15 protein-coding genes are annotated in these 17,058 nt (G+C 65.3%); 13 read left to right on the top strand and 2 right to left on the bottom strand.

Annotated elements, in window-relative coordinates:
- Positions 1-137: 137 nt before the first annotated feature.
- The 11 genes from AC0GNR_RS02280 to AC0GNR_RS02330 all read left to right on the top strand — a co-directional run bounded on the left by AC0GNR_RS02280 (position 138) and on the right by AC0GNR_RS02330 (position 13,274).
- The gene (locus AC0GNR_RS02280; RefSeq protein WP_472899620.1) at positions 138-1,340 is read left to right on the top strand and encodes a CmpA/NrtA family ABC transporter substrate-binding protein; all 1,203 of its coding nucleotides are present in this window, start codon (positions 138-140) and stop codon (positions 1,338-1,340) included.
- Between the two features lie 122 nt (positions 1,341-1,462).
- Positions 1,463-2,371, top strand: coding sequence for a nitrate ABC transporter permease (ntrB, locus tag AC0GNR_RS02285; RefSeq protein ID WP_472899388.1), 909 nt, complete (start codon positions 1,463-1,465; stop codon positions 2,369-2,371).
- Between the two features lie 149 nt (positions 2,372-2,520).
- Positions 2,521-3,324, top strand: coding sequence for an ABC transporter ATP-binding protein (locus AC0GNR_RS02290; RefSeq protein WP_472899389.1), 804 nt, complete (start codon positions 2,521-2,523; stop codon positions 3,322-3,324).
- Positions 3,325-3,334: 10 nt separating this feature from the next.
- Positions 3,335-5,845 carry a nitrite reductase large subunit NirB gene (nirB, locus tag AC0GNR_RS02295; protein WP_472899390.1) on the top strand — a complete coding sequence of 837 codons (2,511 nt, stop codon included), beginning with the start codon at positions 3,335-3,337 and terminating at the stop codon, positions 5,843-5,845.
- Entirely contained in the window at positions 5,842-6,249 is a 408-nt protein-coding gene (gene nirD, locus AC0GNR_RS02300) for a nitrite reductase small subunit NirD (protein ID WP_472899391.1), read from the top strand. Before nirB ends, nirD begins: the two co-directional genes overlap by 4 nt.
- Positions 6,250-6,331: 82 nt before the next feature.
- Positions 6,332-9,226, top strand: a complete 2,895-nt coding sequence (locus tag AC0GNR_RS02305; RefSeq protein WP_472899621.1) for a nitrate reductase — start codon at positions 6,332-6,334, stop codon at positions 9,224-9,226.
- Between the two features lie 57 nt (positions 9,227-9,283).
- Positions 9,284-10,240, top strand: coding sequence for a DNA-binding protein YbiB (gene ybiB, locus AC0GNR_RS02310; RefSeq protein WP_472899392.1), 957 nt, complete (start codon positions 9,284-9,286; stop codon positions 10,238-10,240).
- A gap of 2 nt (positions 10,241-10,242) precedes the next feature.
- A complete protein-coding gene (gene cobA, locus AC0GNR_RS02315; RefSeq protein ID WP_472899393.1) occupies positions 10,243-11,064 on the top strand; it encodes a uroporphyrinogen-III C-methyltransferase in 822 nt (273 codons plus the stop codon).
- 40 nt (positions 11,065-11,104) lie between these two features.
- Positions 11,105-12,322: a BaiN/RdsA family NAD(P)/FAD-dependent oxidoreductase gene (locus tag AC0GNR_RS02320; protein WP_472899394.1), complete on the top strand. Its 1,218-nt coding sequence runs from the start codon at positions 11,105-11,107 to the stop codon at positions 12,320-12,322.
- Positions 12,323-12,472: 150 nt separating this feature from the next.
- On the top strand, positions 12,473-12,685 hold the full coding sequence (rpsU, locus tag AC0GNR_RS02325; RefSeq protein ID WP_011484193.1) for a 30S ribosomal protein S21: 213 nt from the start codon (positions 12,473-12,475) through the stop codon (positions 12,683-12,685).
- A 127-nt stretch (positions 12,686-12,812) separates the two neighbouring features.
- Complete coding sequence (locus AC0GNR_RS02330; RefSeq protein WP_472899395.1) at positions 12,813-13,274, top strand: GatB/YqeY domain-containing protein; 462 nt, start codon at positions 12,813-12,815, stop codon at positions 13,272-13,274.
- A gap of 17 nt (positions 13,275-13,291) precedes the next feature.
- On the opposite strand, the gene AC0GNR_RS02335 is transcribed toward AC0GNR_RS02330, so the two are convergent.
- Both AC0GNR_RS02335 and pmbA read right to left on the bottom strand, forming a co-directional pair.
- The gene (locus AC0GNR_RS02335) at positions 13,292-14,176 is read right to left on the bottom strand and encodes an EamA family transporter (RefSeq protein WP_472899396.1); all 885 of its coding nucleotides are present in this window, start codon (positions 14,174-14,176) and stop codon (positions 13,292-13,294) included.
- A gap of 22 nt (positions 14,177-14,198) precedes the next feature.
- Positions 14,199-15,665: a metalloprotease PmbA gene (pmbA, locus tag AC0GNR_RS02340; protein ID WP_472899397.1), complete on the bottom strand. Its 1,467-nt coding sequence runs from the start codon at positions 15,663-15,665 to the stop codon at positions 14,199-14,201.
- A gap of 110 nt (positions 15,666-15,775) precedes the next feature.
- On the opposite strand from pmbA, the gene yjgA reads away from it, so the two are divergent.
- Both yjgA and mog read left to right on the top strand, forming a co-directional pair.
- Entirely contained in the window at positions 15,776-16,444 is a 669-nt protein-coding gene (gene yjgA, locus AC0GNR_RS02345) for a ribosome biogenesis factor YjgA (protein ID WP_472899398.1), read from the top strand.
- Complete coding sequence (gene mog, locus AC0GNR_RS02350; protein ID WP_472899399.1) at positions 16,441-17,040, top strand: molybdopterin adenylyltransferase; 600 nt, start codon at positions 16,441-16,443, stop codon at positions 17,038-17,040. The genes yjgA and mog overlap by 4 nt, the downstream gene beginning before the upstream one ends.
- The last annotated feature ends 18 nt before the right edge of the window (positions 17,041-17,058 follow it).

Here is a 17,058-nt window from a genome sequence, read left to right on the forward strand (position 1 = left end):
GGGTCAGGCGATGGGCGCCGTTTTGTTTGGGTCACCGTTTTTTCATCAGCAAGGAGTTGGACATGAGCGCACACACCACCACACCAGCCGCAGACAGCGCAACCCGCAAGACCGACGCTGCCTCGCGCCGCGACTTCATGAAAAAGGGGGCTGCCACGGCCACCTTCTTCTCCACCCTGGGCCACAGCGGGGTGTGGGCTGCGGGCTCCGATGCTCCGGAAAAGACCGAGGTCAAGATCGGCTTCATCCCGCTGACCGATTGCGCCAGCGTGGTGATGGCTTCGGTACTGGGCTTTGACAAGAAGTACGGCGTGAAGATCGTGCCGAGCAAGGAAGCCAGCTGGGCCGGTGTGCGCGACAAACTGGTCAATGGCGAGCTTGACTTTGCCCACGTGCTGTACGGCCTGGTCTACGGCGTGCACATGGGCACCGCCGGCCCCAAGAAAGACATGGCCGTGCTCATGAGCCTGAACAACAACGGCCAGGCCATCACGCTCTCGAAAGCACTGGCCGACAAGGGCGCGGTGGACGGCCCGTCGCTGGCCAAATACATGGCCGCCAACAAGCGCGACTACACCTTCGCCGGCACCTTCCCCACCGGCACGCACGCCATGTGGATGCACTACTGGCTGGCCGCCGCGGGCATCAACCCGCTCTCGGGCGCGCGCCTGATCACGGTGCCACCGCCGCAGATGGTGGCCAACATGCGCATCGGCAACATGGACGGCTTCTGCGTCGGCGAGCCCTGGAACCACCGCGCAATCATGGACGGCGTGGGCGTGACCGCCAACACCACACAGGACATCTGGCGCGACCACCCCGAGAAGGTGCTGGGCACCACGGCCGAGTTCACCAAGAAGTACCCCAACACCACGCGCGCCGTGATGATGGCCGTGCTCGAAGCCAGCCGCTGGATCGACGCCGGCCTGCAGAACAAGATGAAGATGGCTGAGACCGTGGCTCAGAAGTCGTACATCAACACCGGTGTGGACGCGATCAACCAGCGCATCCTGGGCCGTTACCAGAACGGCATGGGCAAGACCTGGGACGACCCGAACCACATGAAGTTCTTCAACGACGGCAAGGTCAACTTCCCCTACCTGTCCGACGGCATGTGGTTCCTCACGCAGCACAAGCGCTGGGGCCTGATCAAGAGCCACCCCGACTACCTCGGCATCGCCAAGCAGATCAACCAGATCGATCTGTACAAGTCGGTCGCCAGCGCCATGGGCATCAGCGTGCCCAAGGACCCGATGCGCAGCAGCAAGCTGATGGACGGTGTGGTGTGGGACGGCAAAGACCCCGCGAAGTACGCCGATGGGTTCGCCATCAAGGCCTGACCCACACCCTCTGCACTTCGCACGCCCCCTCAGGGGGACATCGCTGGCGGCCCGACAAAGCCGGTTCCGCTGAGATCTTGGGTTGAAAGCATTTCGCTCGTTGCACTGAAAGGACATCCACCATGGTTGCCGCTGTTTTTCACTCTCCGCTGGAGGCGCCGCTTGCACCGGCCGCCGACTCCAACGCTTCTGCCTCCGTCAAAGCCATGACCAGCACCCCCGCACCCACCCCCCGCAAAATCGCACGCGACTTTCGGGGCCTGTGGATGGCGGTGCTGCCACCGGTGATGGGACTGGCCTGCCTGGTGTTGCTGTGGCAACTGATCGCCAGCACGGGCAACAGCGGTATTCCGAAGCCTTTGGAAACCTGGACCCAGGCGGTGCAGGTGTTTTCCGACCCGTTCTACAGCAACGGTCCGAACGATCAGGGCGTGGGCTGGAACGTGTTGGCCTCGCTGCAGCGCGTGGCCATCGGCTTCGGTCTGGCGGCAGCGGTCGGCATTCCCGCCGGCTTCGCCATCGGCCGCTTCGAGTTCCTGAGCCGCATGTTCAACCCGCTCATCAGCCTGCTGCGCCCGGTGTCGCCGCTGGCCTGGCTGCCCATTGGCCTGCTGGTGTTCAAGGGTGCCGACCCGGCCGCCATCTGGACCATTTTCATCTGCTCCATCTGGCCCATGATCATCAACACCGCCGTAGGCGTGCAGCGCGTGCCGCAGGACTACATGAACGTGGCCCGCGTGCTCAACCTGAGCGAGTGGAAGATCTTCACCAAGATTTTGTTTCCCGCCGTGCTGCCCTACCTGCTGACCGGCGTGCGCCTGGCCGTGGGCACGGCCTGGCTGGTGATCGTGGCGGCCGAGATGCTGACCGGCGGCGTGGGCATTGGCTTCTGGGTCTGGGACGAGTGGAACAACCTCAATGTGTCCAGCATCATCATCGCGATTTTCGTCATCGGCATCGTGGGCCTGCTGCTCGAATTCGCGCTCATCAAGATCGCCACCCTGTTCACGTTTGAGGAAGTGAAGAGCTGAGGGGTCCGTTCGGGCTGGGCTTGCCCTTCGACAGGCTCAGGACGATCGGACCACGCAATCCCGTTCGGGCTGAGCTTGTCGAAGCCCTCACACATCGCTTGCGTTCGCTGCCCTTCGACAGGCTCAGGGCGAACGGTTTGGAGATTCACATGCAAGAGAACCGCTACATCGACATCCAGCAGGTCGAACAGACCTTCAAGACCAAGAAGGGCAACTTCCCCGCCCTGCGCGACATCAACCTGTCGGTGGCCAAGGGTGAGTTCGTGGCGCTCATTGGGCACTCGGGCTGCGGCAAGTCCACTTTGCTCAACCTGATTGCCGGGCTGACCACACCCACCCAGGGCGTGCTGCTGTGCGCCGACCGCGAGATCGCCGGCCCCGGCCCCGAGCGCGCGGTGGTGTTCCAGAACCATTCGCTGTTGCCCTGGCTCACGTGTTTTGAGAACGTGTACCTGGCCGTGGAGCGCGTGTTTGCCGCCACCGAAAACAAAGCCCTGCTAAAAGCCCGCACCGAAGCCGCGCTGGCCCTGGTAGGCCTGATGCCCGCCGCCCAGAAACGCCCTGGCGAAATCTCGGGCGGCATGAAGCAACGCGTGGGCATTGCCCGCGCCCTTTCGATGGAACCCAAGGTGCTGCTCATGGACGAACCCTTTGGCGCGCTCGACGCCCTCACCCGCGCCAAGTTGCAAGACGAGTTGCTGGACATCGTCGCGCGCACGCACAGCACGGTGGTGATGGTGACGCACGACGTGGACGAAGCGGTGCTGCTCAGCGACAAGATCGTGATGATGACCAACGGCCCTGCCGCCACCATTGGCGAGGTGTTGAGCGTGGACCTGCCGCGTCCGCGCAGCCGCGTGGCCCTGGCCGACGATCCACAGTATTTGCAGCACAGAAAAGCGGTCATTGACTTCCTCTACACGCGCCAGGCGCATGTGGAAAAAGTGGCCTGAGGAGAACCCCATGGACATGCGAGTGAACCCCAAAGCGAAACTGAAGCTGGTGATGGTGGGCAACGGCATGGCCGGTGTGCGCACACTGGAAGAACTGCTGAAGATCGCACCCGACCTCTACGACATCACGGTGTTTGGCGCCGAGCCGCACCCCAACTACAACCGCATCCTGCTATCACCCGTGTTGGCCGGCGAGCAGACGCTGGACGAGATCGTGCTCAACGACTGGTCCTGGTACACCGACAACAGCGTGACCCTGCACGCGGGTTGCAAGGTGACCGAGGTGGACCGCGTCAAACGCGTGGTGCACGGTGTGGGCCCGGCGGGTGAGGCGGTGAGCGCGGGCTACGACCGCCTGATCATGGCCACCGGCTCCAACCCGTTCATGCTGCCCATACCGGGCAAAGACTTGGGCGGCGTGCTGGCTTACCGCGACATTGCCGACACCCAGGCCATGATCGATGCGGCCACCACCTACAAGCACGCGGTGGTGATTGGCGGCGGCCTGCTGGGCCTGGAAGCGGCCAACGGCCTGATGAAGCGCGGCATGGGCGTGAGCGTGGTGCATGTGGGCCCGTGGCTCATGGAACGCCAGCTGGATGATGTTTCGGGCAAGCTGCTGCAGGGTTCGCTGGAAGAGCGCGGCATGCGGTTTTTGATGGGTGCACAAACGCAAGAACTGGTGGGCGGCGAGGACGGTCGCGTCAAGTCCGTGAAGTTCAAGGATGGCACCGAAGTGGCCGCCGACCTGGTGGTGATGGCGGTGGGCATTCGCCCCAACACGGCGCTGGCCGAAAGCATGCGGCTGCATGTAAACAAGGGCATTGTGGTCAGCGACACGCTGCAAACCGTGACCGACCCGCGTATTTACGCGGTGGGCGAATGCGCGGCGCACCGCGGCATTGCCTACGGCCTGGTGGCACCGCTGTTTGAGCAGGGCAAGGTGCTGGCCACGCACCTGGCCGAGTTCGGCATTGGCCGCTACACCGGCTCACTCACGTCCACCAAGCTCAAGGTCACCGGCATCGATCTGTTCAGCGCCGGTAACTTCATGGGCGGCGACCACACCGAAGAGATCGTGATGAGCGACCCGGCCAGCGGGGTTTACAAAAAGCTGGTGATTCAAGACGACAAGCTGGTGGGCGCCTGCCTGTATGGCGACACGGTGGACGGCAGCTGGTACTTCAAGCTGCTGCGAGAAGGCCGCAAGGTCAGCGACATCCGCGACAAGCTGATGTTTGGCGAGTCGAACATTGGCGACACCGGACACCAGGGCCACAGCAAAGCCGCCGCAATGGCCGACACGGACGAGGTGTGCGGCTGCAACGGCGTGACCAAAGGCGCGATCTGCAAGGCCATCAAAGACAAAGGGCTGTTCACGCTGGAAGAGGTGCGCAAGAACACCAAGGCCAGCGCGTCGTGTGGTTCGTGCACCGGCCTGGTCGAACAAATTTTGATGTTCACCGCCGGCGGTGACTATTCGGCCACGCCCAAGCTCAAAGCCATGTGCGGCTGCACCGAGCACGGCCACGAAGCGGTGCGCGAAGCCATTCGCACGCCGCTGGCCGACGGCAGCAAACTGCTGACCACGGCCCAGGTGTTTTCGCACCTGGGCTGGAAGACACCCAACGGCTGCCCCAGCTGCCGCCCGGCCGTCAACTACTACCTGATCAGCACCTGGCCCAAGGAAGCCAAAGACGACCCGCAGAGCCGCTACATCAACGAGCGCTCGCACGCCAACATCCAGAAGGACGGCACCTACAGCGTGATTCCGCGCATGTGGGGCGGCGAGACCACGGCCGACGAGCTGCGCCGCATCGCCGACGCGGTGGACAAGTACAACATCCCGACGGTGAAGGTGACCGGTGGCCAGCGCATTGACTTGCTGGGCGTGAAAAAAGAAGACCTGCAAGCGGTGTGGAAAGACATTGGCATGCCCAGCGGCCACGCCTACGCCAAGGCATTGCGCACGGTGAAGACCTGCGTGGGCAGCGAGTGGTGCCGCATGGGCACGCAAGACAGCACCCAGATGGGCAAGGACCTGGAGCGCGCGATGTGGCGCATGTACGCGCCGCACAAGGTGAAGTTTGCGGTGAGCGGCTGCCCGCGCAACTGTGCAGAGAGCGGCATCAAGGACGTGGGCATCATCGGTGTGGACAGTGGCTGGGAAATGTATGTGGGCGGCAACGGTGGCATCAAGACCGAGGTGGCCCACTTCTTTGCCAAGCTCAAGACCGCCGAAGAAGTGATGGAGTACACCGGCGCGTTCATGGAGCTGTACCGCACCGAGGGTTGGTACCTGGAGCGCACGGTGCACTACATCAACCGCGTGGGTTTGGACTACGTGAAAAAGAAAATTCTGGACGACGCCGAAGGCCGCAAGGCGCTGTGGGAGCGCCTGCAGTTTGCGCTGGACGGCGAGCCCGATCCGTGGTTTGACTTCCAGGAAGCGGCGGTAGACACGCGCCAGTTCATTCCCATCAAAGCCGTTCAGGCCACCACCGAAGGGAGCGCCGCATGAGCCACAACCCCTGGACATACATCTGCCGCGTGGAAGACATCCCCGTGCTCGGCTCGCGCCGCGTCGCGCGCGAACAGGGCCTGGACGTGGCCGTGTTCCGCAACGACCAGAACGAAGTCTTCGCACTGCTCGACCGCTGCCCGCACAAGGGCGGCCCGCTGTCGCAAGGCATCGTGTTTGGCACCAGCGTGGCTTGCCCGCTGCACAACTGGACCATTGGCCTGTGCACCGGCCAGGCCGCCGCGCCGGACGAAGGCTGCACGCCCAAGTTCAGCGTGAAGGTAGAGGACGGCCAGGTGTTTCTGGACGCCAGCGAGCTGGCCACCCAGGCCACCGATCTGGTGCGCCCCGTCGCCGGCCCCTTGCGCCGTGTCTTGTCCCCTCTCCCCCTGGGAGAGGGCTAGGGTGAAGGCTGTCCCCATGGTATCGCACGCCGGAAGCGGCCCTCACCCCCACCCTCTCCCAGGGGGAGAGGGGGTCAAAGCCATCACACGCTCCACCTGCCCGTATTGCGGCGTTGGCTGTGGCGTGCTCATCGAAACCGAAGGCCACCAGATCACCGGCGTGCGCGGCGACCCAGATCACCCGGCGAACTTCGGCAAGCTGTGCACCAAGGGCACCACGTTGCACCTCACGGCCACGCCCGCCGTGACCCGGCAGACCAGGCTGTTGCAACCGATGCAGCGGCTCACACGCAAAGCGCCTCCCACACCGCTGGGCTGGGACGCCGCGCTGGACCTGGCCGCCAACCGCTTTGCGACCACCATCGCCAACCACGGTCCCGACGCCGTGGGCTTTTACATCAGTGGCCAGCTGCTGACCGAGGACTACTATGTCTTCAACAAACTGGCCAAGGGTCTGGTCGGCACCAACAACGTCGACACCAATTCGCGCCTGTGCATGAGCAGCGCGGTCGCGGGCTACAAGCTGACGCTGGGCGCCGACGCGCCGCCGGCCTGCTACGACGATGTGAACCACGCCACCTGCCTGTTCATCGTCGGCAGCAACGCGGCCTTTGCGCACCCGGTGCTGTTTCGCCGCATCGAAGAGGCCAAGAAAAAGAACCCGGCCATGAAGGTGATCGTGGCCGACCCGCGTCGCACCGACACCGCTGGCTTGGCCGACCTGTACCTGCCCTTGCAGCCCGGCAGCGACGTGATGCTGTTCCACGGTTTGCTGCACATCATGCTGTGGGAAGGTTGGGTGAAGCCCGACTACATTGCGGCCCACACAACAGGTTTTGAAGCGCTCAAAGCGCTGGTGCGCGACTGCACACCCGAGCGCGTGGCCGACGTGTGTGGCCTGAAAAAGGAAGACCTGTTCACCGCCGCCAAATGGTTTGCTGGCCTTGACGGCCAGGGGTTTGCCACCTCGCACGCCACGCTCAGCCTGTATTGCCAAGGGCTGAACCAAAGCAGCAGCGGCACCGCGAAAAACGCCACACTGATCAACCTGCACCTGGCCACCGGCCAGATCGGCAAGCCCGGCGCCGGCCCGTTCAGCCTGACCGGCCAGCCCAACGCCATGGGCGGGCGCGAAGTGGGCGGTCTGGCCAACCTGCTGAGCGCCCACCGCGACCTGGCCGACCCCGCGCACCGCGCCGAAGTGGCCGCGCTGTGGGGCGTGCCTTCGGTTCCAGAAAAGCCCGGGAAGACCGCGGTGGAAATGTTCCAGGCCGCCGCCGACGGCGAGATCAAGGCGCTGTGGATTGCCTGCACCAACCCGGCGCAGTCCATGCCCGACCAGGCCACCGTGCGCCGCGCGCTGGAGCGCGCCGAGTTTGTGGTGGTGCAAGAGGCCTATGCCACCGCGTCCACCTGCGACTGGGCCGACCTGCTGCTACCCGCCACCACCTGGGGCGAAAAAGAAGGCACCGTGACCAACAGCGAACGCCGCATCAGCCGCGTGCGGGCGGCCGTGCCCGCGCCGGGCGAAGCGCGGCACGACTGGCAAATCGTGGTGGACTTTGCGCAGCGACTGGAGAAAGCCAACGGTGGAGCGAATGGGGTCAGATCCGAATTCAGGACAACAGCGCCCGAGGCCGCCAACAACCTCCAGCGAAATTCGGCTCTGACCCCATTTGTGGAGCAGCCGGAGAAGACCCTCTTCCCCTACAACACCCCCGAAGCCATCTGGCTCGAACACCGCGAGTCCACCCGCGGCCGCGACCTCGACATCACCGGCCTCTCCTGGCAGGTGCTGGAGCAGCAAGGCCCGCAGCAATGGCCGCTGCGCGAAGGCGAAACGGTGGGGAAGACCCGGCTGTACGAAGACGGCGTCTTCCCCACCCCAGACGGCAAAGCCCGCTTCGCTGCCCTGCCCTGGCAGCCGCTGGCCGAGCCGCGCGAATCGCGCTACCCGTTTTCGCTCACCACCGGGCGCCTGCGCGACCAGTGGCACGGCATGACACGCACCGGCACGCTGGGCCGCCTGTTTGGCCATGTGGCCGAGCCGGTGGTGCAACTGCACCCGCAAGACATGGCGCGGCGCGGCCTCAAGGCGGGCGATCTGGTGCATGTCACCAGCAAGCGCGGCTCCATTTTGGTGCCGGTGCAGGCCAGCAGCGAGCTCGGTTTGTCGCAAGCGTTCATGGCCATGCACTGGGGCGCGGAATACCTCAGCGGCGTCAGCAGCACCGGCGAGCCCTTGGCGGGGGTCAACGCCCTCACCACCTCGGCTTATTGCCCCACATCCAAGCAGCCCGAGCTCAAACACGCCGCCGTGAAAGTGCTCAAGGCCGAACTGCCCTGGACGCTGCTGGGCATGGCCTGGCTGCCCGGCGAACAGGCCCTGAACGCCCGCGAAGGCTTGCGCGCGTTGATGGCGCAGTTTCCTTTTGCATCGTGTGTGCCGTTTGGGCGCGAACGCACCGGCGTGCTGTTTCGCGCCGCCGCACACGAAGCTCCCGAAGCGGGACTCATTGAACGTATCGAAGCCCTGCTGGGCCTGAATACGCCCGACGCGCTGCGCTACGCAGACCGCCGCCTGGGACAGCGCCGCACGGCGCGGCTGTTGAAACAGGGCGACACCAGCACGCTGGAAGGCTTTGTGCTGGCTGGCGACACCCGGGCCGAAGTCTGGATCAAACCGTTGCTGGAAGACGCGCGGCCCGCGGGTGCCTATGGCCGCCTGATCCTGATGCCCGGTGCCCAAGCGCCCATTGCCGTCACGGCCAAGAGCCGCCAGGTGTGCACCTGTTTCAACGTCAACGAAGACGCCATACAGGAACAGCTGCAGCGCTGCGAAGGCACCGAAGACGAGCGCCTGGGCAGCTTGCAAGGCCAGCTGCAATGCGGCACCAACTGCGGCTCGTGCCTGCCGGAGTTGCGCCGCCTGGTGCGCGCGCAGCCGCGGGTGGAACAGGCGGCAGAGGCCAGCTGAAACGCTGAAATCTGCATATAACCCGAAGTCATCAGGCTTACCCGACAATCGCCCACCATGGGAATCAGCCAGTACATCAAAGTCATCGGCCGCGGCAAAGACGGCGCGCGTTCGCTCACGCGCGAGCAAGCCGCCGACCTGTTCGGCCAGGTGCTCGACGGCACGGTGACCGACCTCGAAGTGGGCGGCTTTTGCCTGGCCATGCGCATCAAAGGCGAAACCGCCGAAGAGATGGCCGGCTTCCTGGACGCCACGCACCAGCGCCTGCAGCGCCTGCCCGACAACGGGCTCACCACCGTGGTGCTGCCGAGCTACAACGGTGCACGCAAGCTGCCGGTGCTCACGCCGCTGCTGGCCCTGCTGCTGGCGCGCCACGGCGTGCCGGTGCTGGTGCACGGCACGGCCACCGAAGACCGGCGCGCCACCAGCGAAGCCGTGTTGGCGGCGCTGGGCATTGCGGCGGCGCACAGCGTTGGCCCGCTCGGCGCGGGCGCGCTGGCTGTGGTGCCCACCGAGGTGCTGCTGCCCGGCCTCAAGCGCCTGCTGGACGTGCGCCGCGCAGTCGGCCTGCGCAACCCGGCGCACAGCCTGGTCAAGCTCATGAACCCTTGCGAAGGCCGCGCGCTGGTGGTGGGCAGCTACACCCACCCCGAATACGCGGTTTCCATGGCCGAGACCTTTGCACTCACCGGTGCGCACGCGCTGCTGCTGCGCGGCACCGAAGGCGAGCCGGTGGCCGATGCCCGGCGCACACCGCAAATGGAAGCCTTCCGCGACGGCCAGCGCCACCTGCTGCAAGCCGCGCAAGACGGCCCGCTGGCCAGCCTGCCCGAGCTGCCGCGCGACGTGGATGCGGCCAGCACGGCGGCGTACATCCGCTCGGTGCTGGAAGGCTCGCGACCGGTGCCCACGCCGATTGCATTGCAGGTGGAACACATCTTGCGTGAAGTGCAGCGCCAGCCCACCACACAAACCAATGAGACAACCGCCGTTCCAGCGGTCAGCCCACCATGAACATGCCCGCCACCGTCCACACCGCTGTCACCCCGTTCAACCCCGGCACCGTCACCTTGGTGGGCGCCGGGCCGGGCGACCCGGAACTGCTCACCATCAAGGCCGCCCGCGCCATCAGCGCCGCCACGGTGCTGCTGGTGGACGACCTCGTGAGCGACGGCGTGCTGGCCCATGCCTCGCCCAAAGCACGCGTGGTGCACGTGGGCAAGCGCGGCGGCTGCAAAAGCACGCCGCAGGCCTTCATTGAAAAACTCATGATCATGGCCGCCCGCGAAGGCGAGGTGGTGGTGCGCCTCAAGGGCGGCGACCCGTTCATTTTTGGCCGCGGTGGCGAAGAGGTGGAGCACCTGCGCGCGGCCGGCATTGAGGTGCAGGTGCTCAACGGCATCACCGCCGGCCTCGCTGGCCTCACGTCGCTGGGCGCCCCGCTCACCCACCGCGATCACGCCCACGGCGTGGTGTTCATCACCGGCCACGCCAAGCCGGGCGACACCGGCACCGACTGGCAAGCCCTGGCCGCCACCGCCCGGGACGCCAAGCTCACCCTGGTGATTTACATGGGCGTGTCCAGCGCCGCGCAGATCCAGGCCGACCTGCTCACCGGATTGAGCGCCAGCACACCGCTGGCCATCATCCAGCACGCCAGCTTGCCCCAGCAGCGCCACGCCATCACCACCCTGGGCGCGCTGCACGCAACCATCGCCCGCGAGCAGCTGGGCAGCCCGGCCGTGATCGTGTTGGGCGACGTGGTGAGCGGCGTGGCCGCCATGGGCCAACCACTAAACAACGCCCACGCGCTGGAAGCACGCTACCGCGCCGCCTGAGCCGCCGCCATCCACCGGCGGCCCGCATACACTGCGGCCCATGGAAAATTTTGACGTGGTGATTGTGGGCGCCGGTGCCGCCGGGCTGTTTTGTGCGGGTGTGGCGGGCCAGCGCGGCTTGAAGGTGCTGGTGCTGGACCACAGCGACAAGGTGGCCGAAAAAATCCGCATTTCGGGCGGTGGCCGGGCCAACTTCACCAACCGCGACCTCGACCCGCACGCGCCCCACAAGCACTTCATCAGCCAGAACCCCAATTTCTGCCGCTCGGCGCTGTCGCGCTACACCCCGGCCGACTTCGTTGCGCTCATGCAGCGCCACCAGGTGCCCTTTCATGAAAAGCACAAAGGCCAGCTGTTTTGTGACCGCTCGGCCGACGACCTGATCCAGATGCTGCTGCGCGAGTGCGAAGCCGGCGGCGTGCAGCGCTGGCAGCCCTGCGCCGTCAAAGCCCTGCGCGTGGCGGGCGATGGCAGCTACCAGATCGACACCGAGCGCGCCACCGTGACCAGCCGGTCTGTGGTGATCGCCACCGGCGGTCTTTCCATTCCGAAGATCGGCGCCACCGACTTCGGCTACCGGGTGGCCAAACAGTTTGGCCTGCGCCTGGTTGAAACACGCCCCGGGCTCGTGCCCCTCACCTTTGACGGCGAAGCCTGGGCAGCCTATGTCCCGCTGGCGGGGCTTTCTCTGCCTGTGACCATGGAAACCGGTACCAAGAAAGACCGGGCCAGCTTCACCGAAGACCTGCTGTTCACCCACCGCGGGCTCTCAGGCCCCGCCGTGCTGCAAATTTCAAGCTACTGGCGCGAAGGCACACCCATTCGCCTGAACCTGGCGCCCGAGATGGACCTGCCCGCCGCGCTGGCGCGCGCCAAAGCCACATCGCGCAAGCTGATCGCCAATGAACTGGCCACCCTGGTGCCCAGCCGCCTGGCCGACGCCTGGGTGGCGCAAGACGCCGACTGGCAGCGCCCCGTGTGCGACGCCACCGACAAAGCCCTGACCCGCCTGACCGAACGCCTGGCGCGCTGGGAGCTGACGCCCACCGGCACCGAAGGTTACAAAAAAGCCGAGGTCACGCTCGGCGGCGTGGACACGCGCGACCTGTCGTCCCAAACCATGGAATCCAAACAACCCGGGCTGTATTTCATTGGCGAGGTGATGGACGTGACCGGGTGGCTCGGCGGTTACAACTTCCAGTGGGCCTGGGCCAGCGCCCACGCCTGCGGACAGGCACTCCCCAAAAGCCCGACTTGAGCGCTTGCGGGATAGCGTTATAATCCAAGGCTTTGCTGGCAAACCCCCGTCGGCCCATACTAGTTAACAGTCGGGGAACTTTGCAGAAATGACGGCTGGGCCCGATCTCCCGGTCATCCTCTTTTTGCGCATTCTGGAATTTTTTCTTCAATGACGACTATCCGCGTAAAAGACAACGAACCCTTTGACGTCGCTCTGCGCCGCTTCAAACGCACCATCGAAAAACTCGGCCTGCTGACAGACCTGCGCGCCCGCGAGTTTTACGAGAAGCCCACCGCCGAGCGCAAGCGCAAGAAGGCCGCAGCCGTCAAGCGCAACTACAAGCGCATTCGCGCCATGCAGCTGCCCAAAAAGCTGTACTGAAATGGCTGTGCTGCCCGGGGCAACCCGGCAGCCACCAAAAAAGCCCGCCAGAGGACGCTCGAGCGGGCTTTTTTGTTTTTTGCTTCCCCTTTGCTTCACTTCTTTCACCGCACCCCGGAGCCCCACCATGAGCCTCAAAGAACGCATCACCGAAGACATGAAAGCCGCCATGCGCGCCAAAGACAGCGAGCGCCTGGGCACCATCCGCCTGCTGACCGCAGCGATGAAGCAAAAAGAAGTGGACGAGCGGGTGGAGCTGGACGACGCCCTGGTGGTCGCCATCGTGGATAAGCTCATCAAGCAGCGCAAGGACAGCATTGAGGCCTTCACCAAAGCCGAGCGCATGGACCTGGCCGACAAGGAAACCGCTGAAATGAAGGTGTTGCAGGCCTACCTGCCCGCGCGCCTGTCGGCCGACGAAGTGCTGGCCGAGGTGAAAGCCATCGTGTCGGCGCTGAGCACCGAGCTGGGCCGCCCGGCAGGCCCTGGCGACATGGGCAAGGTGATGGGCACTGTGAAGGCGCAGCTGGCGGGCAAAGCCGACATGGGCGCCGTATCGGCCGCCGTGAAAACGGCGCTGGCAGGCTGAACCACCCGCTGACGGGGTCAGCGAAGTATCAGCGCGGTGCCCAGCACCGCCAGTGCCGCCCCCCACCAGGCGCCCATGGCCGGGCGGCGGCGGTACACCAGCCACAGCAGCGGCAAAATCAAAATGGGCGTGACCGAAGACAGCACGGCCACCAGGCCCGCCTGGCCCAGGTGCATGGCTTTCAAAATCAGCGTCATGCCCAGCGCCATGGCCACGGCCGCACTCAAGAAGGTCAGCCACGCATCGGTCCAACGCACGGGCGCCTGTGCGCGGGCGCCACGCCACAGCAACCACAACACGCCGTGGGCCGCCAGCGCCAGCGTCATGCGCACCGCTGACGCAGCCACCGCGTCAATGCCCGTGCTCATGAGCGGCTTGAGCATGAGCGTGGCCACCGACTGACACAGCGCCGCCAGCAGCCCCAGGCCCACGCCCACCACCAGGCGGCCACGCGTTTGCTCCCAGTGGTGTGATTCATCGCTGCGCTTGCCCCACACAATGGCCAGCATCACCCCGCCCACCAGCAGCAGGCTGCCCAGCAGCGCCCAGCCCCACAGCACCTCGCCCAGCCAGGCCCAGGCCAGCACCCCGGAAAACAGCGCATGGCAGGCAAACAACACGCCGGAGCGGCGCGGCCCCAGGCGGTTCATGCAGGCAAACAGCGCGGTGTCGCCAACAAAGATGCCGATCAGACCCGAGAGTGCCAACAGGCCCACGGCCGAAGCGTCGAGCGTGCTCCAGCCACCACTGGACAGCGCCAGCGCCCACAACAGCAGCGATGCAAACAGCATGCGCCAGCGGCTGAACGCGAAAGCGCCCAGGCGCTGCGCGGGGGGCGCAGAAAAAAGGCTGGAGACCGCCCAACAGCCCGCAGCCAACAGGGCCAGGGCCTCCGGTCGCATGGTTTACAGCGGGTGGCCGGGGTCAGCTGCCGGCAATTTTCATGCGGTTGACCAGGATCGAGCCCACGGTTTTGGCGCCGTAGTTGTAGGCGTCGGCGCCCACGGCTTCAATGCCTTTGAACATGTCTTTGAGGTTGCCGGCGATGGTGATTTCGTGCACCGGGTAAGCGATTTCGCCGTTTTCCACCCAGTAGCCCGACGCGCCACGGGAATAGTCCCCGGTCACGTAGTTCACGCCCTGCCCCATCAGCTCGGTCACCAGCAGGCCGCGGCCCAGTTTCTGGATCATCGCCTTCAGGTCGTCGCCGGGTTGGGTGAGGCGGCTGGTGAGCGTGAGGTTGTGCGAGCCGCCCGCGTTGCCGGTGGTGCGCATGCCCAGCTTGCGCGCCGAGTAGGTGGACAAAAAGTAACCCTGCACGCGTCCGCCCACCAGCACTTTGCGCGCCTGTGTGCGCACGCCCTCGTCGTCAAACGGCGAGCTGCCTTTGCCGTTGATGATGTGCGGGTCTTCCAGAATATCGAGGTGTTTGGACAGCACACGCTTGCCCAGACTTTCGCCCAGAAACGTGGTCTTACGGTACAGCGCACCGCCGCTGGTGGCTTGCACATAAGCACCCAGCAGGCCAGCGGCCAGGGGCGATTCAAACAACACCGGGCATTCGGTGGTGGCAATCTTGCGGCCATTTAGGCGGGCCAGCGTGCGTTCGGCGGCGTAGCGGCCAATGGCTTGCGGGCTGGCCAGTTCTTCGGGCGAGCGCATCGAGCTGTACCAGAAATCGCGCTGCATGTTGGCGCCCTTGCCAGCAATGGGCGCCACCGACAGGCTGTGGCGCGAGCTGGCGTAGCCGCCACTGAAAATGCCGGGCTTTCCGCGCTCGCCGCCACGCATGTGGGCGCTGAAAAAATGCGACTGCTGGGCCGACACGCCCGCGCCTTCGCTGTTGTTGATCTTTTTGCTGGTGGCGAAAGCCGCCGCTTCACAGGCCAGGGCCAGCTGCGCGGCTTCGGCCGAGCTGATGGCCCAGGGGTGAAACAGATCCAGATCGGGGTAGGTGTCGGCCACATCGTCGGCATCGGGCAAGCCGGCCACCGGGTCTTCGGCGGTGAAACGGGCAATGTCAAAAGCCGCCTGCACCGTCTGGCGAATGGCGTCGGCGGAAAAGTCAGAAGTGGAAGCATTGCCGCGTTTTTGGCCCAGGTACACGGTCACGCCCAGCGACTTGTCGCGGTTGCGCTCAACGTTTTCCAGCTCGCCCTTGCGCACCGACACGCTCAACCCGGCGCCCTCGGACACTTCGGCGGCCGCATCGGCGGCGCCCAAGTGTTTGGCGTGGGACAGCGCCAGGTCCACCAGCTCTTCAAACTGGCTGCGGGCGTACTGAAAGCCCGCCAACGGCGCGCGCGCACTGGCGGGCGCTGCGGCTGGGCTGGATGCGGTTGCAGAATGGGTCGCGCGAGCGCGTGGCGGGGTGTTCGATGCTTTTTTCATGTCGACGGCTATGATACTTGCCGCCCCTACCGGCTGCTGCGCACCGCGCAGAAGCCTCATTCAGTTGGGGTCAGCGCTCCCAGCCTGACCCACCAAGCACCCAGGAATTCATGTCCCGCAAACCCACCAAAGGCTATTTCGTCCGTGGCCAGTTCGTCGCCATCGGCAGCGAATTGGACCTTGAGCTCAAGCGCGAGCTCAAGGGCTCGGTCGACATGAGCAAGACCGACCTGAAAAAATACAGCGACCGGCTGCAGGAACTGGGCGAAAGCCTGCTGACGCTGCGCGCCGACCTGATGAAGCGGCTCGACCTGTCGGAAAAGCTGGTGGACGCGGTGGCCGAGGCCAAGCGCATCACCAACTTTGAAGGCCGCCGCCGCCAGATGCAGTTCATCGGCAAGCTCATGCGCGGCCTGCCGCAAGACACCCTCGCCGCCGTGGAAGCCGCGCTGGACGAGCAAAACAAAGGTTCGGCCAAAGGCACGCTGTCGCTGCACCAGGCCGAGCAGTGGCGCGACCAGCTGATTGCCGACGACGACGCGCTGACCCGCTGGCTGCAACTGGACACCGAAGCCGACGTGCAGCAACTGCGCGCGCTGATTCGCCAGGCGCGCAAAGACGCCCAAGCCCCGCAGGCACAGGAACAGCCGGGCGAAGCGGTGCGCCACGGCAAGGCCTACCGCGAGATTTTCCAGCTGGTCAAAGCGGTGCTGACGCGCCAGAACGCCAGTGACAGCGCCGAAGACGACGGCGCCCCCGAGGAAGACGAACAGCCATGAGCGACGCACAGCAACCCGATCCGGTGCGCATCGGCATCGTGTCCATCAGCGACCGCGCCAGCACCGGCGTGTACGAAGACAAGGGCCTGCCCGCGCTGCAAGACTGGCTCACGCGCGCGCTGAAAAACCCCATCAGCTTCGAGCCGCGCCTGATCCCCGACGAAGTGGACCGCATCAGCGCCACGCTGATCGAGTTGGTGGACGCGGGCTGCTCGCTGGTGCTCACCACCGGCGGCACCGGGCCCGCGCTGCGCGACGTGACGCCCGAAGCCACGCTGGCCGTGGCCCACAAGGAAATGCCCGGCTTTGGCGAGCAGATGCGCCAGATCAGCCTCACGTTTGTTCCCACCGCCATCCTGTCGCGCCAGGTCGCGGTGGTCCGTGACCGCAGCCTGATCATCAACCTGCCCGGCCAGCCCAAGGCGATTGCCGAAACGCTGGAAGGCCTGAAAAACGCAGATGGCACGCAGAAGGTGAACGGCATCTTTGCCGCCGTGCCGTATTGCATCGACCTGATTGGCGGCCCGTACCTGGAAACGAACGACGAAGTCTGCAAAGGCTTTCGCCCGAAGTCGGCTGTGCGCCCAGCCCGCTGAATAACGCGCCAGGACCGC

Source organism: Hydrogenophaga sp. LT287 (assembly GCF_055702805.1).